The sequence below is a fragment of the Microcoleus vaginatus HSN003 genome (assembly GCF_022701255.1).
Taxonomy (GTDB): Bacteria; Cyanobacteriota; Cyanobacteriia; order Cyanobacteriales; family Microcoleaceae; genus Microcoleus; species Microcoleus vaginatus_B.
Genome location: NZ_CP031705.1, coordinates 2,166,453 through 2,187,197, shown reverse-complemented (window position 1 = coordinate 2,187,197; position 20,745 = coordinate 2,166,453). Strand labels below are relative to the sequence as shown.

At 45.8% G+C, this 20,745-nt stretch carries 22 protein-coding genes; 12 read left to right on the top strand and 10 right to left on the bottom strand.

The genetic code is table 11. From position 1 onward, the window contains the following. Positions 1-64 precede the first annotated feature (64 nt). Positions 65-169 carry an IS1/IS1595 family N-terminal zinc-binding domain-containing protein gene (locus D0A37_RS29415; protein WP_445242508.1) on the top strand — a complete coding sequence of 35 codons (105 nt, stop codon included), beginning with the start codon at positions 65-67 and terminating at the stop codon, positions 167-169. A 777-nt stretch (positions 170-946) separates the two neighbouring features. Here D0A37_RS29415 and D0A37_RS09385 read toward each other — a convergent pair. Both D0A37_RS09385 and D0A37_RS09380 read right to left on the bottom strand, forming a co-directional pair. After that, complete coding sequence (locus D0A37_RS09385) at positions 947-1,339, bottom strand: hypothetical protein (RefSeq protein ID WP_242723512.1); 393 nt, start codon at positions 1,337-1,339, stop codon at positions 947-949. Positions 1,340-1,392: 53 nt separating this feature from the next. Next, complete coding sequence (locus tag D0A37_RS09380; protein ID WP_242723508.1) at positions 1,393-1,536, bottom strand: hypothetical protein; 144 nt, start codon at positions 1,534-1,536, stop codon at positions 1,393-1,395. Positions 1,537-1,781: 245 nt separating this feature from the next. Here D0A37_RS09380 and chlP point away from each other — a divergent pair, with 245 nt between their 5' ends. Continuing rightward, a complete protein-coding gene (gene chlP / locus D0A37_RS09375) occupies positions 1,782-3,002 on the top strand; it encodes a geranylgeranyl reductase (protein ID WP_242723505.1) in 1,221 nt (406 codons plus the stop codon). A gap of 126 nt (positions 3,003-3,128) precedes the next feature. Here chlP and dpsA read toward each other — a convergent pair whose 3' ends face one another. Next, positions 3,129-3,671 carry a DNA starvation/stress protection protein DpsA gene (dpsA, locus tag D0A37_RS09370; RefSeq protein WP_242723503.1) on the bottom strand — a complete coding sequence of 181 codons (543 nt, stop codon included), beginning with the start codon at positions 3,669-3,671 and terminating at the stop codon, positions 3,129-3,131. Positions 3,672-4,026: 355 nt separating this feature from the next. Between dpsA and D0A37_RS09365 the strand changes: the two genes are divergently transcribed. The 3 genes from D0A37_RS09365 to D0A37_RS09355 all read left to right on the top strand — a co-directional run bounded on the left by D0A37_RS09365 (position 4,027) and on the right by D0A37_RS09355 (position 6,607). After that, positions 4,027-4,269 carry an Asr1405/Asl0597 family protein gene (locus D0A37_RS09365; RefSeq protein ID WP_242723501.1) on the top strand — a complete coding sequence of 81 codons (243 nt, stop codon included), beginning with the start codon at positions 4,027-4,029 and terminating at the stop codon, positions 4,267-4,269. Between the two features lie 73 nt (positions 4,270-4,342). Next, on the top strand, positions 4,343-5,005 hold the full coding sequence (locus D0A37_RS09360; protein ID WP_242723499.1) for a (2Fe-2S) ferredoxin domain-containing protein: 663 nt from the start codon (positions 4,343-4,345) through the stop codon (positions 5,003-5,005). A 270-nt stretch (positions 5,006-5,275) separates the two neighbouring features. Then, positions 5,276-6,607 carry a hypothetical protein gene (locus D0A37_RS09355; protein WP_242723497.1) on the top strand — a complete coding sequence of 444 codons (1,332 nt, stop codon included), beginning with the start codon at positions 5,276-5,278 and terminating at the stop codon, positions 6,605-6,607. 45 nt (positions 6,608-6,652) lie between these two features. Here D0A37_RS09355 and D0A37_RS09350 read toward each other — a convergent pair whose 3' ends face one another. Continuing rightward, positions 6,653-8,794: an FAD-dependent oxidoreductase gene (locus D0A37_RS09350; RefSeq protein WP_242723496.1), complete on the bottom strand. Its 2,142-nt coding sequence runs from the start codon at positions 8,792-8,794 to the stop codon at positions 6,653-6,655. Positions 8,795-8,987: 193 nt separating this feature from the next. Between D0A37_RS09350 and D0A37_RS09345 the strand changes: the two genes are divergently transcribed. Next, entirely contained in the window at positions 8,988-9,221 is a 234-nt protein-coding gene (locus tag D0A37_RS09345) for a hypothetical protein (RefSeq protein ID WP_190662685.1), read from the top strand. 187 nt (positions 9,222-9,408) lie between these two features. Here D0A37_RS09345 and D0A37_RS09340 read toward each other — a convergent pair whose 3' ends face one another. Continuing rightward, positions 9,409-9,990, bottom strand: coding sequence for a hypothetical protein (locus D0A37_RS09340; protein WP_445242507.1), 582 nt, complete (start codon positions 9,988-9,990; stop codon positions 9,409-9,411). 141 nt (positions 9,991-10,131) lie between these two features. After that, on the bottom strand, positions 10,132-11,211 hold the full coding sequence (locus D0A37_RS09335; RefSeq protein ID WP_242723493.1) for a M23 family metallopeptidase: 1,080 nt from the start codon (positions 11,209-11,211) through the stop codon (positions 10,132-10,134). A gap of 160 nt (positions 11,212-11,371) precedes the next feature. Here D0A37_RS09335 and D0A37_RS09330 point away from each other — a divergent pair, with 160 nt between their 5' ends. Then, positions 11,372-12,070: a phosphatase PAP2 family protein gene (locus D0A37_RS09330; RefSeq protein ID WP_242723491.1), complete on the top strand. Its 699-nt coding sequence runs from the start codon at positions 11,372-11,374 to the stop codon at positions 12,068-12,070. Between the two features lie 14 nt (positions 12,071-12,084). Here D0A37_RS09330 and D0A37_RS09325 read toward each other — a convergent pair whose 3' ends face one another. Together D0A37_RS09325 and D0A37_RS09320 are read right to left on the bottom strand one after the other, a co-directional pair. Beyond that, entirely contained in the window at positions 12,085-12,969 is an 885-nt protein-coding gene (locus D0A37_RS09325) for an aspartoacylase (protein WP_242723489.1), read from the bottom strand. 126 nt (positions 12,970-13,095) lie between these two features. Continuing rightward, positions 13,096-14,051 (bottom strand): IS630 family transposase gene (locus tag D0A37_RS09320; RefSeq protein ID WP_242715677.1). Its coding sequence is split into 2 segments (ribosomal slippage): positions 13,096-13,718 and positions 13,718-14,051, totalling 957 coding nucleotides; the frame shifts between segments, so codons are not numbered across the junction. A 261-nt stretch (positions 14,052-14,312) separates the two neighbouring features. Between D0A37_RS09320 and D0A37_RS09315 the strand changes: the two genes are divergently transcribed. Together D0A37_RS09315 and D0A37_RS09310 are read left to right on the top strand one after the other, a co-directional pair. Then, on the top strand, positions 14,313-14,468 hold the full coding sequence (locus D0A37_RS09315) for a hypothetical protein (protein WP_242723487.1): 156 nt from the start codon (positions 14,313-14,315) through the stop codon (positions 14,466-14,468). Between the two features lie 37 nt (positions 14,469-14,505). Then, complete coding sequence (locus tag D0A37_RS09310) at positions 14,506-14,826, top strand: DUF433 domain-containing protein (RefSeq protein ID WP_242723485.1); 321 nt, start codon at positions 14,506-14,508, stop codon at positions 14,824-14,826. Between the two features lie 11 nt (positions 14,827-14,837). Here the strand turns inward: D0A37_RS09310 and D0A37_RS09305 are convergent, their stop codons facing one another. Both D0A37_RS09305 and D0A37_RS09300 read right to left on the bottom strand, forming a co-directional pair. Further along, entirely contained in the window at positions 14,838-15,104 is a 267-nt protein-coding gene (locus D0A37_RS09305) for a PIN domain-containing protein (RefSeq protein WP_242723483.1), read from the bottom strand. A 145-nt stretch (positions 15,105-15,249) separates the two neighbouring features. Then, on the bottom strand, positions 15,250-15,519 hold the full coding sequence (locus D0A37_RS09300; protein ID WP_242723481.1) for a type II toxin-antitoxin system VapB family antitoxin: 270 nt from the start codon (positions 15,517-15,519) through the stop codon (positions 15,250-15,252). 193 nt (positions 15,520-15,712) lie between these two features. Here D0A37_RS09300 and D0A37_RS09295 point away from each other — a divergent pair, with 193 nt between their 5' ends. The 3 genes from D0A37_RS09295 (at position 15,713) to D0A37_RS09285 (ending at position 20,736) form a co-directional block, all read left to right on the top strand. Then, positions 15,713-19,417, top strand: a complete 3,705-nt coding sequence (locus tag D0A37_RS09295) for a leucine-rich repeat domain-containing protein (protein ID WP_242723478.1) — start codon at positions 15,713-15,715, stop codon at positions 19,415-19,417. Positions 19,418-19,437: 20 nt separating this feature from the next. Then, the gene (locus tag D0A37_RS09290) at positions 19,438-20,157 is read left to right on the top strand and encodes a DUF4926 domain-containing protein (protein ID WP_242723476.1); all 720 of its coding nucleotides are present in this window, start codon (positions 19,438-19,440) and stop codon (positions 20,155-20,157) included. A 66-nt stretch (positions 20,158-20,223) separates the two neighbouring features. Then, the gene (locus D0A37_RS09285) at positions 20,224-20,736 is read left to right on the top strand and encodes a dihydrofolate reductase family protein (RefSeq protein WP_242723474.1); all 513 of its coding nucleotides are present in this window, start codon (positions 20,224-20,226) and stop codon (positions 20,734-20,736) included. The last annotated feature ends 9 nt before the right edge of the window (positions 20,737-20,745 follow it).

The window sequence follows — 20,745 nt, the reverse complement described above, 5'->3', positions numbered from 1 at the left end:
CTGGCAGAGTAAGGGTAATGAGTTATAATGCCTACGTATCTAAGCCTGGTTAATTCTCAACTCCATGAATTGTCCCCGTTTCGGTTCTCCAAACATCGTTAAAAATTGTGCCACCCCCAGCGCTAAGCAAAACTTTAAATGTATATATTGTCACAGGCAGTTTGTTTAAAACCCCAGACCTCAAAGGATTTCACAAGAAACAAAAAAATTGAGCGATCGGCTTTTATTAGAAAAAATATCTTGAGTCGCGATTGTCAAAGTCACGAGGGTGTCCCCCGCTGGTTCCAATACTATGTGTTTTTCAACAATTAGCATCAGTCCCCCGGAAAGTTCAAGTAAAGTCAAAAAACCAAGACAAGCTAACGATCCAACATGATGAAATGTAGTCGTTTGTACGCAATAAGGGGAACAAGCAGTGGAAAGAGCTGCCAATTGATGCCTTAACAAAAAAAATTCTAGTGGTTTATAGCAATCCTACATGAGTCGTAAATTTTTTACCCCACCCCAACCCTCCCCTTACTAAGGGTAGGGGGTAAGAAATTCACAAATGATTTAGGATGGCTATATATAGGAAGTCGAGTTGAAATCGGTGCTAAAGGTTTGTCCGATTCCCTCCCAGTAGTTGACAGACAATGTGCCGTCTATTATACAGATTTTTTGGTCGCATATAAAAAAGTTTTGCCTCGCTAGCGACACAAATCTGTCGGAAAGATACGGGCAAAACTTCTGATATCGAAAGATGCAAGAACTCCCTGATGTACAGGATATCTCGCTATTGTTCTAAGAAAGAGTCTTTCCTAATCTAAAAAGCTTTCCAATCCTGTGGGAGCCTTGTGGTATTTTATTCATCATTACAAGGCTTCTTTACCCCTAAAAGTGTTTAGGATTTTGCCTTGCTATGCAGGACTACCAAACTTTGTTCTCATGATTTTGGAGAGTCATTTATCTACTTCCGCTTACCCTTCCCGGCTACAAACTCCCGCAGCCGCAGTAAACTAGCAGTTTGCCCCAAATTCAGCGGCAGCAGCGACACTCCCTCCAACCGAGACTGCACCCAACCATCGCCCCAATACCACTCGTGAAATCCGTCAATTCCCTGACTCAATAACAGCCGCAGACAATTGTGCTCAGCAATATCAACGTGATGCTGAACTGCAACCGGGCCCAACCAACTTGTAAAGGTCAAACCCTGAGCAAATTCTTCCGGCAAACCGCTAGACAACTGCTGCGGCCACATCCACTGCTGCAATTGACTCGGACGCAACAAGCTGTCTCTAATCGCTGTTTCGGAAGCTTCAAGCTCAATCCGCAGGTTGCTTTGTTGAAAATTACCGAGCATAAGAATTTTAGATATAAGTGCAAGTAACTTTAATGTAACTTATTGGACTGGTTCTAACCTGTTATGGGCGGGCAAGATGCCCACCCCACAAAAACCAAATCCACTCTTTGTGGAACAGGCCCGAAAGCCTGTTCATGTCCGGGCGGGCTAGAAGCCCACCCCACAAGCAGAAAATTCACTCTTTGTGGAACAGGCATCTTGCCTGTTCTTAGAAAATAGGGCAAAATGTTCGATCGCACACCAGGGCACACCAGGGCACATCTGCCGTTAAAGATTTAAGATATTCGATCGCACCTACTGCCCGAAACCCGATTTTCGTATCGAACTGTTAAGCTCTGTTTCATTTCATTGAAATCTCCCCTGCTTCACGCCACCGCATCCAAAGTCCGTGATACCATCACACCTGAGTAATGCCTATAGAAAAAAACTGGAGAGAAAAGCTTTGACACTAAGGGTTGCAGTAGTAGGTTCAGGCCCTGCGGGTTCTTCCGCCGCCGAAACACTGGTAAAAGCAGGCATCGAAACATACCTATTCGAGCGTAAATTAGACAACGCCAAACCCTGCGGTGGGGCGATTCCCCTGTGCATGGTCAGCGAATTTGACTTGCCGCAAAGTATTATTGACCGCCAAGTCAGAAAAATGAAAATGATCTCCCCCTCCAACGTCGAGGTGGACATCAATATTGAAAACGCACACGAATACATCGGTATGTGCCGCCGCGAAGTGCTCGATGGCTTCATGCGCGATCGCGCCGCTTCGTTGGGTGCAAAACTAATTAATGGCACTGTTCACAAATTAGAAATTCCCGGCAACAATACAGACCCCTATACTCTCCACTATGCCGACCACTCCGACGGCAGCGCAATGGGAATTCAGAAAACTCTGAAAGTCGATTTGGTAATTGGGGCTGACGGCGCTAACTCCCGCGTAGCAAAGGCGATCGACGCTGGTGATTACAATTATGCGATCGCCTTCCAAGAGCGCATCCGCCTGCCCGAAGATAAAATGGCTTACTACGAAGACTTAGCCGAAATGTACGTCGGCGACGACGTATCTACCGACTTCTACGCTTGGGTGTTCCCCAAATACGACCACGTAGCCGTCGGTACCGGCACGATGAAAGTCAATCAAGCCAGCATCAAAAAGCTGCAAGCAGGCGTCCGCGCCCGCGCTGCCAAAAAACTGATGGGCGGTGAGATTATTAAAGTGGAAGCTCACCCCATCCCGGAACATCCGCGTCCCCGCCGGGTTGTCGGCCGAGTTGCTCTCGTAGGCGATGCTGCAGGTTATGTTACCAAGTCTTCCGGCGAAGGTATCTATTTTGCAGCCAAGTCTGGCCGGATGTGCGCCGAAACTATTGTGGAGATTTCCAATAAAGGCGCGCGCATTCCGACTGAAGAGGAAATTAAGATTTACTTGAAGCGGTGGGATAAAGCCTACGGCATTACTTACAAAGTTCTCGACATTTTGCAGCGGGTGTTTTACCGTTCCGATGCTACTCGCGAAGCTTTTGTGGAAATGTGTGCCGATCGCGATGTGCAGAAACTCACATTCGATAGCTATTTGTATAAAACCGTGGTACCAGCTAATCCCTTCATTCAGATGAAGATTACCGCCAAAACCATTGGTAGCTTGTTGCGCGGCAATGCTTTAGCGCCTTAATTCCCGGCGGCTCAAGCGCACTTTGTATAAAAAAGCGGGCAGTCACAAAACTGCCCGCTTTTTTTTTGATCTAAGATAACGAACCGCGAAGGCGCTAAGGGCGCGAAGGAAGAGGAAGAAGAATTGTTAGTTCAAGTTCAACTGCACTAAGGTATCGGGGGCGAGGAAGTGGGAAATGTGATAAGCCCGCTCTTCTGTTTTCAGCAGGATTTTTTCGTAGAGGTAGCGCGTAGCTCGATCGCCCAAACTTTCTGCTTGTCCTGCTTGACGCCGCAGCAAACCGAGGATAGCTTGTTCCGCAATTAAATCGTGTTCTAGCATTTGGCGGCAGGAATATACGCCGTCGGCTTCCGGTTCAAAACAGCACAGCTCGGCTAACTTGCTAAAGCTAGCTGCTGGTATGCCGCCCAATCCGTTTAACCGTTCGCCCAACTCGTGGACGCTATCTTGAGCTTCTCCGTAGCTTTCTTCAAAGAATTTGTGCAAGGAGTAAAATTCTGCCCCTTCTACCACAAAATGATGTTTTTGATATTGCAGGTATAAAGCCTGAAAACTGGCCAGCAGCGCGTTCATCCCTTCACAAATTGGTGCTGTGACTGAATGTTCCAGTAGAACTGGGTTTTCGGCTATGTGGCCAAATGGTCTCAATGCACTCTGAGTCTGGGCCATGTGTGTTCTCCTCTCAATAGGCAGTTTTGTTGCCAATAGAGTCAGTCTAGCACCCTAGATTTACCCGTCAAGCAGGGTCTGCCTCGATAGTAGAAGATTTTATAGAGTAGGAAATTTTTTTTCTCAACCTATTGAGAATAATTAGCAGTTGGGTTATCCTTTAAAAAGATTCTCGTTCTGAACGCTTCCTGAAAGGGGGGCGAACCTTCTGAAGGCAGAAGGCAGAAGGCAAAAGGCACAATTTTTCAGGAAGGGCTTTTGATCATCCTTGAGGTTCTGCTGAAATCAGGCTTTTAACTTCTGCTCACTATCAGTCAGGGTAAAAATTAATGCAAATTATTACTGTTGTCAAAAAATGAATCCAGCAGATCCAGAATTAGAAGTTTGTGACATTGTGCAAGTTAGTTGGCTAGATAGGTGGCAAGTTTACAAACGCTTGCAAGAACTAGAAATTCCCTGCTGGTGTGCGGTTGACCAACCTTTGCGGGCAAAAGTCAACACTGTCAAACAAGCTGCTCAGTTAACGAGCGTGTTGAGGCAAGTCAGTGCCCCTCGGGGCGAACTGGTGCAGTGGCTGGAGTGCTGCTGGCGGGGCTAAAGGAAGCCGGAAGTTAGGGAAAGAGCAGCGTACAAGATGTAACGGATGTAACGGATTTAAAGGAGTTATAACAATGTATAAATCTGGCAAGCAAGTTTCCGAATTCAGTTTAGAGGGAGAAATCCTCGGCCTGATTATTGAAGATGGCTGTAAACTTAAATATTTGCGAATTAGTAGCGATCGCGGAGTAGAATATCTTGTTAAACTTTGCAAGGAATTGCGGGCATTTCTGTCGCCTATTTTGACACCGGGGTTGAGAGTTAAAGTTGTAGGTGAGAAAGAACTCAACTTGAAAAATGGTAAAATAAAACTTAAAGCTCGCCGCCTCACGCTGGCTCAGGGTCACAACGATCGATCGCACGAACACCTTGACTCCACTAATGTGCCTATTGGGGTATTGACATTCGACGATCGCGCGATCGGCAAAACCCAAGTCACCTCTCCCACTGCCGCTCAAACGGTAAAAGCTCCGGCAAAAAGCCAAACCAAAATATTAGTATGTCAAAAATCAGACTGCCTGAAGCGGGGCGCTGGAGGAGTCTGTAAAGCTTTAGAAAATGCTTTGAATTCGCGCGGTTTAGAAGACAAAGTGACAGTTCAGGGAACCGGATGTCTCAAACAGTGTAAAGCTGGCCCAAATATAGTTTTGATGCCGGACAAAACTCGCTACAGTCGCATTGCGCCGGCAGAAGTTCCAGCAATTATTGACAAACATTTTGCAGTTGTTAAAGCTTAGGCGATCGCCCGGATAGCGAAACAGTGCGTTACACATCAGAAAAAATTATTTTGATAGGACTGGGGATAAAAAACTCACGTCTGTAGGGTACTCATAGGCGCATCTTACGCCTGAATTTGAGTTCGGGTTGTAGTTCGCGCGACTCGATTCAGAGGCTATTGTCCGAAAAAACAGAAAAAATGACAACAAGTATCACTTAGGGGCTTCCTTCGGGAGAATATCTAAGGATAGACTGTATCTGAGACCCTGTGACTATTGGGATAAAAAGCCATGTCAGAAGCTGATCTTCGAGCCCATCAGCACCAACCGTACCCTGCTGTTCCATCCAATACCGAACCATTGCAGTCAAATATTGCTGATGCTGGGGGTTTTGAGCCGATCGCCCCCGATGCGATAGACACTCCTGCAACCGTTCCCCAACAGCCAGAAGAAGACTGGCAAACAGTAGATTTTCCCAACGCCATCAGTGTAGATGCAATTCCCACAAAATCTGAAACAAAAAATTCGCAATCTCCGACACAGCCGACTCAGGTGGGCTCGTCCCCGATTTCAGAGAATCTAAAAAGTATGCTTGGGAATGCCGAACAGGCTAAGGGCAAAGGATCAACCCCAGTCACCCTCATGCAAGCGCTGCACGAATGCAACCGCGACCTTTTGCAGCGCATCGCGCAGCTAGAAACAGCTCTCGAAGAGTCCCAAAACACCTTGCAGAATCGCGAAACTTTGCTAGAACAGCGGACTGCAGAACTCGCAAATACTCAAGAACAATTGACGCGGCTTTTTGGGAAAGTGGAAGTTTCCCATCAAACCCTCCAAAGTCAAGAAATTTTAGTCGAAAATTTAAGAAGTCAGTTGGCAACTAGCCAAGTAAGGCTAGCGACTGTTGAGCGAGAATGTGCGTCTACTGTGCAGCGCTACAACGAACAGTTACAGCAGTTAGTAGCCACAGAAAATATTTGCAGGGAATTGCGAGCCCGCTTGCACCGCCAGCAGCGCCACACTCTGCAATTCAAAGCTGCTTTGGAAAGAAGCTTGGACAGGCCGCAGGTAAAGTCACCGAGGATCGAGCCGCCTGACAATGCAGAGGATAGCGCCAGCGCGCAATTAGAATCATTGCTCGCTGCGGTCAAAAGCTCTCAAGTTCCGCTGCCGCCAGCCTTCAACGCTTCCCCTGTCCAACCTTGGTCGGAAACCGAAGAGAATCCAGAGGTAGCGGTTGCTGTCGAGGCGATCGAGCCTGAATCCCCAGCCCCTCTAGAACTCGACAAATTAGCCCAAGTATCCGCCATTCAATTACAGGAGACCGAAACCTACCAGCCTCATGAGCCGGCACCTGACTCGGCCCCTGCGGTTGCGGAACCTGAACTGCCCGTGGCGGAGTCGGAACCCGAAACTGCTACCAATGTGGACACGCAAGAATTAGCCAGGGCTTTTCAAATTTTGAACTCCGTTGAAACCTTTGGCATTCAAGAAGTGCGATCGAGTGTGGCAAAACCTACAGCAGTCGCCCAACCCGACTGGCTGAGCTTGATTGCCAGTCCGCTGCGGGCTTCTAAAAAACGTCGATCGCTAGCTGAAATTGAATTGCCGAGTTTTCGATAGCGAACTGAAGTTGCTAGTTTTGAGTTTTGACTCAAAACTCAAAACTCAAAACTCTTTTCTCCCTTTTCCCATCCCGTAGGTGAGAGCATAGCTGGTAGCCAACAGCCACAGCCAAACAGCCGGATATCGGGGCTCCAACCAAGGTTGTACCCTGCGAGCGAAGCTGGGAAGCCATCCGAACAACAAACTGGCCAAAGCCAGCAGAGTAAAACTCAAGTAACTCCCTAGCCAGCGCCAAATATCCCCCAAGCTGACAAAATCTAAAATCCACCTCAGGAGAGAAGGGTTTTTTCCCGCTGCTTCGATCGCCAGCCGATTGAAAGTTAGCCAGTCGGTTCTGTCTTTAATAAAAGTTTCGGCTACGGCGAGTTTTTGTGCTGCCAAAATACCGAAAAAGGTATTGAGAATTGAATTAATTCTTTGAGGCGGCAAACTGCTGCCGGTAGGAACCATCATGCCTTTAGAAAACAGCCAAGTTACTGAAACATTGCTCTGGTAGGCGCGAATTTTGTTTAAGTGATTGGCCGTCAACAAATTGTGCTTTAAAGCAGTATCCAAAAGGTCTGTTAAGCGGAAAAGATTGCGGATAAGAGAGCCGAAGCCGGTGAAAACGAGGGGAGATTGCAGGGATGCTGCGTCGCCGATCGAGACTAGGCGATCGATCGCCACGGAGCGATCGCTGCTGCTGCTGCTAAAATGCCCCGGAATATAACCAAAGGTCGGTTTTTTCCACACCAATTTATCGACATCGCAGCGGCGGTATTCCGGCAAAATTGCGAAAAAATCCTCGTACATTTCTAGCAAAGAACCGGGATTCTCTGGATGTACTTGGTGGTAGTGAAATAGATAAACTGTCAGTTCTGTGCCGGCGCCGGGAAACAACTCCCAGATGAGTTGGCGCCCGCGGGAAATGTCCCCGTGAGTGTAGAGCACATCCCCGTACTCGGAATCCCACACTCCCGGCTCAAATCCTGCGTCGATGACTGCTCCCACTGTGGGACAAACGCTGTCAAAAGTCCGCCCTTCGTTCAATTGCCAAGCGATGGGAGAAGCTGAACCCATTGCATCCACCACAAGCCGTCCTAATGCAGTGCGATCGGCTTTTGTCGGCAAGTGGCGACCTTGAACTACTACTTTTTCCGCTTCCACATCGGCTCGGAGAAACTCAGTTTCGTCCCAGATTTCTCCACCAGCTTCTGTTAGCTTAAGTCCCGCTAAATTCAGCAATTTCTCTCCGTCCAAAGCTACATTTAGTACCTTCGGTGTGTGCAGAACTGGCGCTTTCGCAACGGGCGGATTGTTAGCATCAAAAAACTTGTTGTAGCCATCTTTGTATTCTCTGGCAATCAAAGTTTCGATTTCTGCCGCAGTAAATAAACCCAAATCAATTAAGCTTTGAATTTCGTCTCGCGAAATATTCCACTCGCGATTCATCCGCCCGAAAGGCATTCGTTCAACTAGCAGCACTCGGTAGCCCAGTTTCGCCATGACTGCGGCGTGAATCACTCCCAAGGCCCCGCCAATATAAATTAAGTCATAAAAAGTATCGCCAGAATCAGACACCAAAATCGTGTCTTCTGCCTTCTTCCCTGTGCCCTCTTCCTTCTTCCCTCTTCCTTCTTCCTTCAAAAACACTACTTGTTTTGGCTTTTGAGGATTGCGAGTGCTTTCGCGCCAACGTTGCTCCCACCAGTAGACGCGCTTGAGGTCGTATTCGCCTTCAGGCATTTTTTGGAAGTATTTGACGGTGAGGGGGTAATAGGGGGCAAGAGCCTCAAAAATTGACTGTTTGGAGAGGTCTATGACAGGGGGCTCCGGGTAGCGATCGGGAAATTTGTTTTTCACAGCAAGATTCAGAGCTTCCAGGAACTTTTTTTCTCCCGCAGGCGCCTCTTCTAGACGAAAGACTTTTAAATAAGTGGTGCGCTGTACTGACCAGACAAAGGTAGAAAGTTCTGTCGATCGCCAATTTTGGTTTCCTGAATTGGTGTCAGCCAAGGCGGGTTTTGGATTGGCATTTTGAGTTCCAGACTTGAGAACCTCGGCTGCTGTTACGTTTGAAAGCAGGCGAAAGCCGTCAGCAGTAATAATTTTTTCTCCGATTCCGGGATCGAATTCGTGCTGCAACCAAGTGCAGACGGCTGCTGTATCTGGTGTGGGGACTTCTAGATAAAGAATTTCTTGCATGATTAGGCTCTCAATTCTGAATAAATTAATAAAGATGGGGGAGTTGACAAGGGAGCAAAGTAGGCTATACTCCCGAATACTTATTTAGTTTTAAATAAGTTTACAATGTTCTCAGATTTTTAGGTTTTCGATCGCTCTTGCTCTCGGTGGGGGCGCAGTGGCTGAATATCTACTCCTTTCGGTATGCAATCTCATGAATTATCCCATTCCTACGAATCCTCAAGAAATGATTGCTTTGCGACAGCAGCCGCTGAATGAAGAATTGGTGGCGTCGGCGATCGCGGGTGTGATTCAAATAGCTCGATCGCGATCTCAGTCTTTGGATGAATTAAAGGCTGAGGTACTCGCCGACGACAATCTGCTCGATTTTGCTCAGAGGCTATGGCTGAGCGACATTGTGGCTCAAGCTTGGAACAATTTGCCCTAAATTGTCCACATCCAAACCACCCTCCCGAACGCTCGTGTTCGACGGGGAAGGAGGAGCGATCGAGCCGACGACAACAAGCTGATGAAAGCTAGATTGTCCCGGAGAATTTGTGAGCTTGTAAAAATTATGGTTAAGTCATTGTTAAATTTATCTATATTGAGCAAATTTCATAAATTGGCTCCCAGTTTCATAGGTTAGCTGCATCGATCAAATATTTTAATATGCCAATAATTTTACTAATATTATCAATGAAATAATCATTTAAATCAACTTCCATAATTTGATTGCTAAGCCGTAAAAATTTCCAATTTGTCCCTGTTGTGACCACTCCATATATTTCTGAAATATTATTATTTCTTCTTTCATTAAAGATTTGAGCTGCAATCATTTCTGCCATACATTGTGGAAGTCCAGCTTGGATATTATCATTTTTAGCTTCTACTAAGGCGACAACAGGGGCTTTGATTAGCAGTTGTTCGGGAGAACGACTAATCATAAAATCACAGAAACCCGTTAATCCTTTTTCTAAATCTACATTAAACTCTTTTCCTGAAAAAAAGCTAATTTGATACTTAAACTGCTTTCTAAGTTCTACTAAAATAGGTGTGACAATTAATTCGGAGCGAGCTTTTTCGGTATTAATTGCTAAAGCCAAAGAAATGTTTTCTTGCAGAGTTTGGCTGAGAAGCTCGCTATACTGGGCGTCTGGTAAATCGGCAAAAATACCAACTTTGTCAGCAATGGTTATGCCAAAGTTGGTTTCAATCATTTCTAGGTTGGTGAATTGGCTGTAGGACATTTTTATTATGAGGCAAAGAAAATTTGACCATCAAAAATGAAAAAATATTGTTGTTATTTTAACATATTTGATGCTCGTTTTCAAAGGAATTTGGTGTGAGTAACTTGGCGACTAACGCAACTCAACTTCTCGGTTGACTTCTGTCAAAACTCGATCGCCCCGCATCAACCGATATTCGGCCCGCCAAACTCCGGGAATCAGAGGAGAATTCGTACTGTTTCTTTTGCCGACATAACCCAACCAAGTGCGGCTGGGGGCTTTAATTTCGTTGGTCTGATCGGCAATGGTTGTGCCGTTGGGTGCAAATAATTTGTATTGTTCGCGATCGCCCTTGAGCACTCCGTAACTTTGCACCCAAAACAACAAAGCGGGACTGTTTGCAGGGAGTTGAGTCTCGGAAAATTGCCCTTCCCAGACAGCGTTAATATCGGGTGGCTTATTGGCAAAACCGGCCCTAATTAAACCTGTGGAAATATAGTCTAAAGGCTTGTCCCAAATTGGATTGCGGGCGATGTTGCAGCCTACCTTGGCGTCGGGCCCAACAAACGGATCTACGGCTTTGCCTTGATAGCGAAAAGTTACGTGTACGTGGGGGAAAGATGCCATCCCAGAGTTTCCCACCATGCCCAAAACTGTGCCTTTTTGTACCTGCGTACCCGGTTTGACGGCAACGCTGCCTTTGCGGAGGTGGCAGTATTGGGCTTCCCAACCACCGCCGTGGTCGATTACCATGCCGTTGCCGCATTCTGTGCCTGCGATGTTGGCTTTTTCTGTATCGTTTTGTAAACGCCGATCGATCACACCATCTCGTGCTCGCAAAACTTTGCCTGCTGCGGAGGCAATAACTGGCACTCCTTTTGCCATTGCTTTGGCGTCGGGAATGGCAAAATCTGTGCCGTCGTGGCCGTCGTAGGTTTGACGCCCGCAGCCAAAATCTACGGCGGTGGGGCCGGGTTCTCGATCGAAATACAGCAATACAAAACAGTCTTTGCCTAGGGTACAGTCGATCGGCTGGCCGAATTGCGGGTTGTTCGGCTTTTGGGCGACTGCGGTAGAGACGAGACGCTGGGCGATCGTGTGGGCTTCGGCGATCGGCGCAGTGACTCCCGTTTGCTTATCACAACTAGAAAGACTTGTCAACCCCAAGGTCAACAAAATTGCAGAAATGTATTTTGTGGAGAGTATAGTCATTCGCCGATGGGATGTAAAAGTTGAGGTGGGTAGTGAAAAATCAATTAATCATTCAGAATAGAGTTGCTCCAGAATCTTGACGATGGGTAAGGCGTTTTCGTTTCCTATCTTTGTTGTATTATTTTAAGTTGGAAATTTTAAAATTTTAATTAGTTCAAGAATGGGTTCTAAAATTCGATCGCTCATTTCGATAATTCGGCTGGCCGGGCTTGCTGTTGCGGCTTTGGCGATGTGGGGATTTGCCACTATTGCCGAAGAGGTGTTGGGAAAACAAAGTTACGCTTTCGATACCTCTATTTTACTAGCTCTGAGGGAATTGCACACTCCGCTGCGCGATCAAATAATGCTGGGCTTTACCTTTTTGGGAGAGCCGGATTTGCTGCTAGTGATTTCTCTGATTTTGGGTATTGTTTTGCTAGGGCGAAATCACCGCTCGGAAGCTGCAACTATTGCGCTCGCGGGTGGTGGCTCGATCGGTTTAAATTTACTATTAAAAAAACTTTTTGCCCGCGCTCGACCTCAACTTTGGGAGCGCGTTGTTGACGTTCGCTTTTACAGTTTTCCTAGCGGGCACGCGATGATTTCAATGGTTATTTACGGTTTGTTAGGATATTTGTTGGGTGCACGCTTTCCCAAGCAACGCTGGTGGATTTACAGCTTGACAGTTGTATTAATTGCTGCTATTGGTTTGAGTCGGCTTTATCTAGGAGTTCACTGGCCTACGGATGTTATTGCCGGTTATACGGCTGGTGTGGTGTGGCTGATTACCTGTATTATTACTTTGGAAATATGGAAGGAATTGCGTTCTTTTACTACGGCTTCTAAAGAGGAGTTTTTGGCACCTGAAAATCCTCAATAATAATTTTTAATTTTCTACTCAAGAGTGACTATTAGTTTTTGGGTAAAACACATGGCAATTCCTTTTTCGTAGTAAGCAGCCTCGTTAATGAAAATGGGATAAACGGTTGATTTACCTTCATACAATACCGACTCACCATCCAAGGTCAAAAACATCGGATCGCCGGGATTTAGGGCTTGATAATCTCTGGATTGCAGATGAGGATGAATCATTGCCTGAATTTCTCTGTTCTCGTTTCTGGGATAGTCGATCGCCCCAATGGTGTGATAAATAGTCAGGGGATTTTTTGCAGAAGGCATTGTGCCTTGATTGTAGGCTTCTACGCAGTCTAAAATTTTGCACACAACTTGCTCAGTTTGCTGAAATAAAGACGCATCTAATACGCCTTGTGCCACTGCACCAACCTCCAGCGTACCGCCTAAGTCGGAAAGCGATCGCAGCAAAGGACTATCATGATTCTTGGTTGTAGAAGCGAGTACCTTGAGGTGGGGATAGACAGAGGTTAAATAAGCTGCTAGTTGCAGGTTAAATGGATGATGGCTGGCGAGAATAAATGTTAGCCCCATGTTGGATGTGGTGCTGTGCAAATCGATAATTAGGTTGGGCAGATGAGTGTTTTCTGAGCTAAAAAGGCGGTAGATTTCTTTCGCCCGCTGCGCTTCATAGCTGGAGAGATGGGGATTTTCTAAATCTTGCTTTGTAAAGCAGCGGTTGAGGTCAATATCGAGGTAGCGTGTCCCGATTTCGCAAGCTTTGGGATTGGCTAGCAGGGCGATTGTTTCAAAAGTCGATCGCCGAATTAACTCTGGCGCGCGATCGAATTTCTTCACCAGGTAAATTCCTGTGAGTTCGTTTCCGTGGGTTCCTCCCACTATGGCAACACGTTTAATTTGATTCATAAACAAATAACTTCCTATCCCAAGCTTACCCCATTTGTCATCTGTTGGTAAAAAACATCAGATTGAGGTTTATTATGTGTTTATATTTAGATTATCTAAAGTTTAAGTAAGTAGGTATAGCATTTCTTACAAAGGTGAGGTACAATAACAGCAGTGAGTAAACCAATTCCAAATATTTGCTGATGTAACTTCACTAAATGCAAACTCTATGGCTTTTGCTAACTCTTTATAATTAGGTGTCTTGATAGAACGGAGAATATTTTTAAGTTTTGACCATAAATTTTCAATTGGGGAGAAATCCGGCGAATAGGGCGACAAGTATATTAATTTAGCCCCTTTTTTTTGGATGGCTTTTTCTACTTCTTCTCCGGTATGAATAGTACAATTATCCATGACTACACAAGCACCTTTCCATAACTTTGGCACTAATTTTCGGATAATAAAAGCCTCAAATGTAATTGCATCAGTTGTACCTATTAAATTAACTGATGTTAGGACTTCTTTGACCGATATAGCTCCAATTATTGAGACATTTCTTCCGCGTTTATTCGGTTTTGATCCCTTGGCTCTTGAACCTTTTAGAGATCGAGCATATAACCTAACCATTGCCAAGTTTACTCCACATTCATCAATGAATATTAAGTCTTTGAAACAAACTTCTCTAATTTTTTGCCAGAACTCGTATCGCAGGTTCTGAACCCTGTCAGTGCCTTTGTCTGACGGGAAAAGAGTTTTTTTTTCAAAGTCATGTTTAAGAGTTTTGCCATTCTTCCCATCGTTGCTACGCTGATGGTAAAACCAATTTTTTGGTACAGTAAATAACGGAGTTCTTCGAGAGTTGCATCATTGTTTGCTTCAATCAATTCCGCTAAAATTAGCAGTTGTTCTGCATTCAGTTTTAATTTGACTCCACATCGCTCAGTGCGAGGAGCAATGTTTTGGGTGTCACGATACTGTTTAACCAATTTTTGGACAAAACTTAGGGCTACACAAAAACGGTTAGCTATTGCTCTTTGTGACAGCGGTTCATTATGGTACACATCCATAATTTTTTGTCTAAAATCAATCGAATAAGTTTTCATTTTTACTAATGCGTGATCCTTGCTAAAATTTGAGATAGTTGTCATTCTAGTGACTGCTGCGGGTCGAGGGACTACTGCTCGAAGATCGCCCTATTTAATTAGAGCTGTATAACATTTTGAAGTTCTATATTTTTCACTCCGTTTAAGTCAGTTATATTATACCTCATCTTTCTAAGAAATGCTATATCACACGCAGACCTTGGAAACCCAGTTTATCTGATCCTGTCACAATAAAATGAAGACTACCGAAAGACAAAGGATATGACGCGAGAGGAGTCGTTGCAGTTAATCGACAAAGCCGCAGATGAAGGCCAGACAGAATTGGATTTGGCAGGGTTGGAGAAATTGCCGCCACAGATTGGCAAGTGCGCTCCGCTTGAGAGGTTGGTGTTGGGGAAATTTGCTATGATAGTTTGAGCGATCGCACTATTATATATTCTGTAAATTACCAGCTATGAACATTCAGTTGGTTGACTCCTTAATTCAAGTCATTGAGTCGCTGACACCTGAAGAGAGTTTGCTGTTTCAAGAAAAACTCTCAGCTAGGGCGATTCAGAGTACGCCTGGAGTTTGTGGAGGAAATGCCCGGATTCGCAACACCCGCATTCCTGTTTGGACAGTGGTTTCGCTTCACCAACAGGGGGCTGATGAGGCTGAGTTACTTCGGAATTATCCAGGTTTGTCGGATCGCGATTTAGAGAATGCTTGGCGTTATTACGATCACCACCTGCAACACATCGATCGCATTATAGTTTCTCATCAAACCGATGATTAAATAGATTAAGTTTAAGAAAACCAGTTTTCGATTGCCAAGTCTTGAAAGTTTGCATAATCAGCCACATTTCGTGTCACCAGAATCAGATTATTGACTTTAGCGATCGCTGCAATTTGCCCATCAGCATAAGACGGTGTAAGCCCGAGGGGGATGAGTCTTGCTCGTTCTTTAGCGAACCACTCAGCCGCTTCTTGGGTGTAGGGCAAAATCGGTAATTTTACTTTCACTTCTTCCTGAAGATAAGCTTCGATCGCACTGCGACGCTTAGAATCTGGCATTCGATAACAGCCCAGCAGAACTTCATGCCAAACTATCGAGGCGCCACTGTGGATTTTGCCTCAATTAGTTTAGTCATCACATTCGCATTCGGAACAGGACGAACAGGTTCGGAGATAATGTTGGTATCGAGTAAATAACGCAGCGTCATTCAAAGATGACCTCGCGTCCTGCAAAAGTTCGATCGCGAACTTCTCCCCAAATTTCATCAGGATTTAAACCGAGTTCGTGCAGTTGATATTTTTCACGAAATGCACTGAGAGATTCTCCAAAGCTAAGTTCGAGATTCTGTGGCTGTTTGCGGCGTTGAATGTATTCGCGCAAGGCGATTTCAACTAGAGTCTCGAACTCAATTTCTCCCTCAAGTTCGATCGCCTCTTGCAGCAGTGCCGTATCCACATTCAGGCTCGTCACCATTGGCTTTCCTCTTTTAACCGTTATTTTATTATAGTTGTGATGCCTCGCTCAGAAACCGGGTTTTTGCCCTGAAGACGCATGACAGTGTAGAAACAAAAAAAACCCGGTTTCTTTGATTGTGACGCGCGGGCAACTCCCCACCAAGCGAAAATTCCTGTCACAATAAAATGAATCCTACCGAGAGACAAAGGGCATGACGCGAGAGGAAGCAGTGCGGCGAATTGACCAAGCAGCCGAGGAAAAATTGACCCAACTGGATTTGTCGGGGCTGGACTTGGAGGAATTGCCGCCGGAGATTGGCAAGTGCACGCAGCTTGAGATGTTGGTGTTGGGGAAGAAGACGGAAGACTGGGAATTTGTTGATGGTAAACTGACTCCGAAACTAATTACCAATCAATTCAGAACACTGCCAGAGCAATTACGCTCGCTCTTAAATTTGCGATCGATCGACCTCAGCGGCAATCCATTCGGAACGATGCCAGAAGTGCTGCTGGAAATGAAGCAGTTAGAGAGTTTAAATTTAACCAGCATTGGTTTAACAAAAATTCCAGATGCGATCGGCCAACTGTCGAATCTGACAGAGCTTGTCCTCAGTAACAATCAGATTACATCCATCCCAGAAGTCATCGGCCAACTGTCGAATCTGACACAGCTTGTCCTCTGGAACAATCAGATTACATCCATCCCAGAAGTCATCGGCCAACTGTCGAATCTGACAGAGCTTGTCCTCTGGAACAATCAGATTACATCCATCCCAGAAGTCATCGGCCAACTGTCGAATCTGACAGAGCTTGACCTCAGTAACAATCAGATTACATCCATCCCAGAAGTCATCGGCCAACTGTCGAATCTGACACAGCTTGACCTCAGAGACAATCAGATTACATCCATCCCAGAAGTCATCGGCCAACTGTCGAATCTGACAGGGCTTTTCCTCAGTAAAAATCAGATTACATCCATCCCAGAAATCCTGGGGCAACTGTCGAATTTGACACAGCTTGACCTCAGAGACAATCAGATTCCATCCATCCCAGAAATCCTGGGGCAACTGTCGAATCTGACACAGCTTATCCTCAGTAACAATCAGATTACATCCATCCCAGAAATCATCGGGGAACTGTCGAATCTGACACAGCTTGACCTCAGTAACAATCAGATTACATCCATCCCAGAAGTCATCGGTCAACTGTCGAATCTGACAGGGCTTTTCCTCAGTAAAAATCAGATTGCATCCATCCCAGAAGTCATCGGTCAACTGTCGAATCTGACACAGCTTGTCCTCTGGAACAATCAGATTACATCCATCCCAGAAGTCATCGGCAAAATGTCGAATCTGACATGGCTTGTCCTCTTTAACAATCAGATTACATCCATCCCCGAAGTTATCGGGCAACTGTCGAATCTGACATGGCTTCACCTCAGTAACAATCAGATTACATCCATCCCAGAAGTCATCGGACAACTGTCGAATCTGACCCAGCTTGACCTCAGTAACAATCAGATTACATCCATCCCAGAAGTCATCGGGCAACTGTCGAATCTGACCCAGCTTGACCTCAGTAACAATCAGATTACATCCATCCCAGAAGTCATCGGGCAACTGTCGAATCTGACACAGCTTGACCTCAGAGACAATCAGATTACATCCATCCCAGAAGTCATCGGCCAACTGTCGAATCTGACATGGCTTCACCTCAGTAAAAATCAGATTACATCCATCCCAGAAGTCATCGGCCAACTGTCGAATCTGACAGGGCTTTTCCTCAGTAACAATCAGATTGAAAAGATTCCTGAATGTTTGGAAACACTGCCAAAACTTGCAAAACTCGACCTCCGCCACAATCCCCTGCCCATTTCTCCAGAAGTTCTAGGACCCGCCAACAACTACGAAGCTCCCGGTACTCCGGTCACCATCTTCAACTACCTCCGCAAACTCCGCAGTGGCGAAGTTCTCCCCCTCAACGAAGCCAAAGTCCTCCTCGTCGGGCAAGGCAGCGTCGGCAAAACCTGCCTGATCAACCGCCTTATCCACAACAAATACAACCCCAACGAGCCCCAAACCGACGGACTCAACATCACAGACTGGAAAATTACAGTCAACACCAAACCCGTAAAACTCAACGTCTGGGACTTCGGCGGACAAGAAATCTACCACGCCACCCACCAATTTTTCCTTACCAAACGCAGCCTCTACCTGCTGGTGTGCAACTGCCGCACCAGCGAAGACGAAAACCGCCTCGAATACTGGCTGAAACTGATCGAAAGCTTCGGCGACGCATCCCCCGTCATCCTCGTCGGCAACAAATGCGACGAACAACCCCTGGATCTCAACCGCAAAGCCTTGCGCGACAAATATCCCAACATCAAAGCCATTATCGAAACCTCCTGCCAAAGCGGAACCGGCATCGACGAACTCCGCAGCGCCATCCACACGGAAATCTCCCAACTCAAAGAAGTCTACGATCTTTTGCCACTAAGCTGGTTCCAAGTCAAGCAGCGCCTGGAAAACCTCGACAAAGACATCATCAGCATCAGCGAATACGCCACCATCTGCGCCAAAGAAAACATCTTTGAAGAAACCGACCAAACCCAACTGATCGGACTGCTGCACAACCTGGGCATTGTCCTCAACTTTCGCGAACACCCGATCCTGCAATCCACCAACATCCTCAATCCCCACTGGGTGACAGAAGGCATCTATGCCCTCCTCAGCGACGATGAACTCAAAGTCAAAACCAAAGGTATTCTCTCCTACGCCGACCTCAGCCGCATCCTCGACTCAAATAAATATCCCCGCCACCGCTACCACTGCCTCACCGGGTTGATGGAGGAATTTGAACTCTGCTTCCCCGTCAGCCATTGTCCCGCGCCGACTTTCCTCATCCCCGGCATCTTGCCCAAAGAAGAACCGCAAAACACCAAACTCCAAGGCGAAACCCTGGAATTTCAATATCACTACCGCATCCTCCCCGACAGCATCCTCTCGCGCTTCATCGTCCTCATGCACAAGAAAATCCACAACTGCACCCACTGGCGGACGGGGGTTATGCTGGAGTACACCGAAGGCGCTGAGGTGTACAACATCGCCCGGATTAAATCTGACCCGGAAGATAAGAAAATCTTTATTGCCGTTAGCGGGCGGGAATCGACGCGGCGTTCTTTTCTGAGTCTGATCCGCGATATGTTTAGCACAATCCACAATTCTTTTGCCAATCTGGAAATCAGTCAATGGGTGCCGGTTCCCGATTATCCCGATGCTGATCCGCTGGATTACGAGGAATTGCTAGGGCTGGAGGAGATGGGCGAGACTAAGGTTCGGGTCGGCAAACTTAAAAAGAGTTGGGATTTGCGGCCGTTGCTGGATGGGTATGAGTCGATCGAACTTCGGCGCAGAAACCAAATGGGCGATGAAAAATACGGAAGAGAATATGACGACCTTGTAGATATCGCTAAACGACTCGCTAGCAAACCTACTAATATTACAGCCGAAGCAAAAGTTATGACTGAAAACTCTTCAAAAACCAACAACTTCAATGGCCCGATGTCCGGTGTTATAGGCAGCGACAACGCGCAAGTTAGCAATAATGAATTCAAGCAAATCAATAATGCCAATACTGCGGAAATTCTCCAATTAATCTCATCAATGCGTGAAACCGCGACGCAGTTTCCCGAAGACATCCGCGAGGGGATAATTATTGATATTGAAGATGTCGAAGCGGAAATTAAGAAACCGGAGAACCAATGGAATAAAACCAGATTAAAGAAAAGCTTAACAGCTATTTTAGCGGCGGGTACTGCGATCGCTATTCCGATCGCAGGCATGACTGATTTTGCTAATACGGCGATCGATTTAGGCGAGAAAGTGGGTATCGAAATCCAGCTACCGTCGGCACGCTAAATAAAAATCCGAGGTAAATTATGGTAAGGGGAATTTCAAAATTACAATTACTAGATATTGTTGCCATCAAGGAAGATTTACCAAACCATAATTTACTTGCCGGTCAAGTAGGGACGATCGTCGAGTTTTTAGCCCCCGAAGTTTACGAAGTCGAATTCAGTGACGATGATGGGCAAACTTATGCCATGTTGCCCTTACACAGCAGTCAACTTTTAAAACTAAAATATAACTATACACCAGAAAATACTCCGGTGTGTAATCATATTTACCAATACGGTCAAGGCGATAATGTGGCCGGTGATAAAATTGCCGGTGATAAAGTTGCAGGCGATAAAGTTGATAAATCGCAAACCAGCAATTTTCCAGATGCTAATCTCTCCGGTGTCATCCCCAGCCAATTTAAAGACAACGCTTCATTTAGCGACAATGAATTCAAGCAAATCAATAACGCCAATACCGCCGAACTTCTGCAACTAATCTCATCGATGCGTCAAACCGTCGAGCAGTTTCCCGAAGATATTCGCGATGGGATAATTATTGATATTGAAGATGTCGAAGCTGAAATTAAGAAACCGGAGAACGAACGGAATAAAGCCCGATTAAAGAAAAGCATTACTGCGATGATTGGGGCGGCAACTGCGAGCGCAATTCCGATCGCAGGCATGACTGATTTTGCTAATACGGCGATCGATCTCGGTCAAAAGGTGGGTATCGAACTCAAGCTACCGTCACGACACTAAATCATTTAAAATTAAGGTGATTCGGGCGATAATCGCCCCAATCATTCCCAAAACCTCGGTGTTGCCATGCGTAAAATTGTACTATTCATTGCATCTAGTCTGGACGGTTATATTGCCCGCTCGAATGGCGATATTGACTGGCTGTTTACAGACCAAAATTACGGTTATAGTAAATTCTTAGATAGCATCGATACGGTTCTCATGGGTCGGAAAACTTACGAACAAGTTCTAACTTTTGGCGAGTATCCGTACCCGGAAAAAAAGAGTTATGTTTTTACGAAAAATCTAAATTTTAAAGCAACTTCTGATGTCGAAGTGGTTACAGATTTAGATAATTTTGTCAAGGATTTGCGCTTGCTTGACGGTAAGAATATTTGGTTGGTGGGAGGTTCTCTGCTGATTCGCGATTTCCTGAATCAAAATTTTGTCAACGAGGTCATTCTCTCGGTGCAGCCGATTATTTTGGGCGAGGGAATTCCTTTATTTACTAATCCCATAAACACTACAGCTTTGCAGTTAACTGGATGTCAAACATACAGTTCTGGCATCGTTCAGCTATCTTACGATGTCGCCACTTGAGGGCGCACC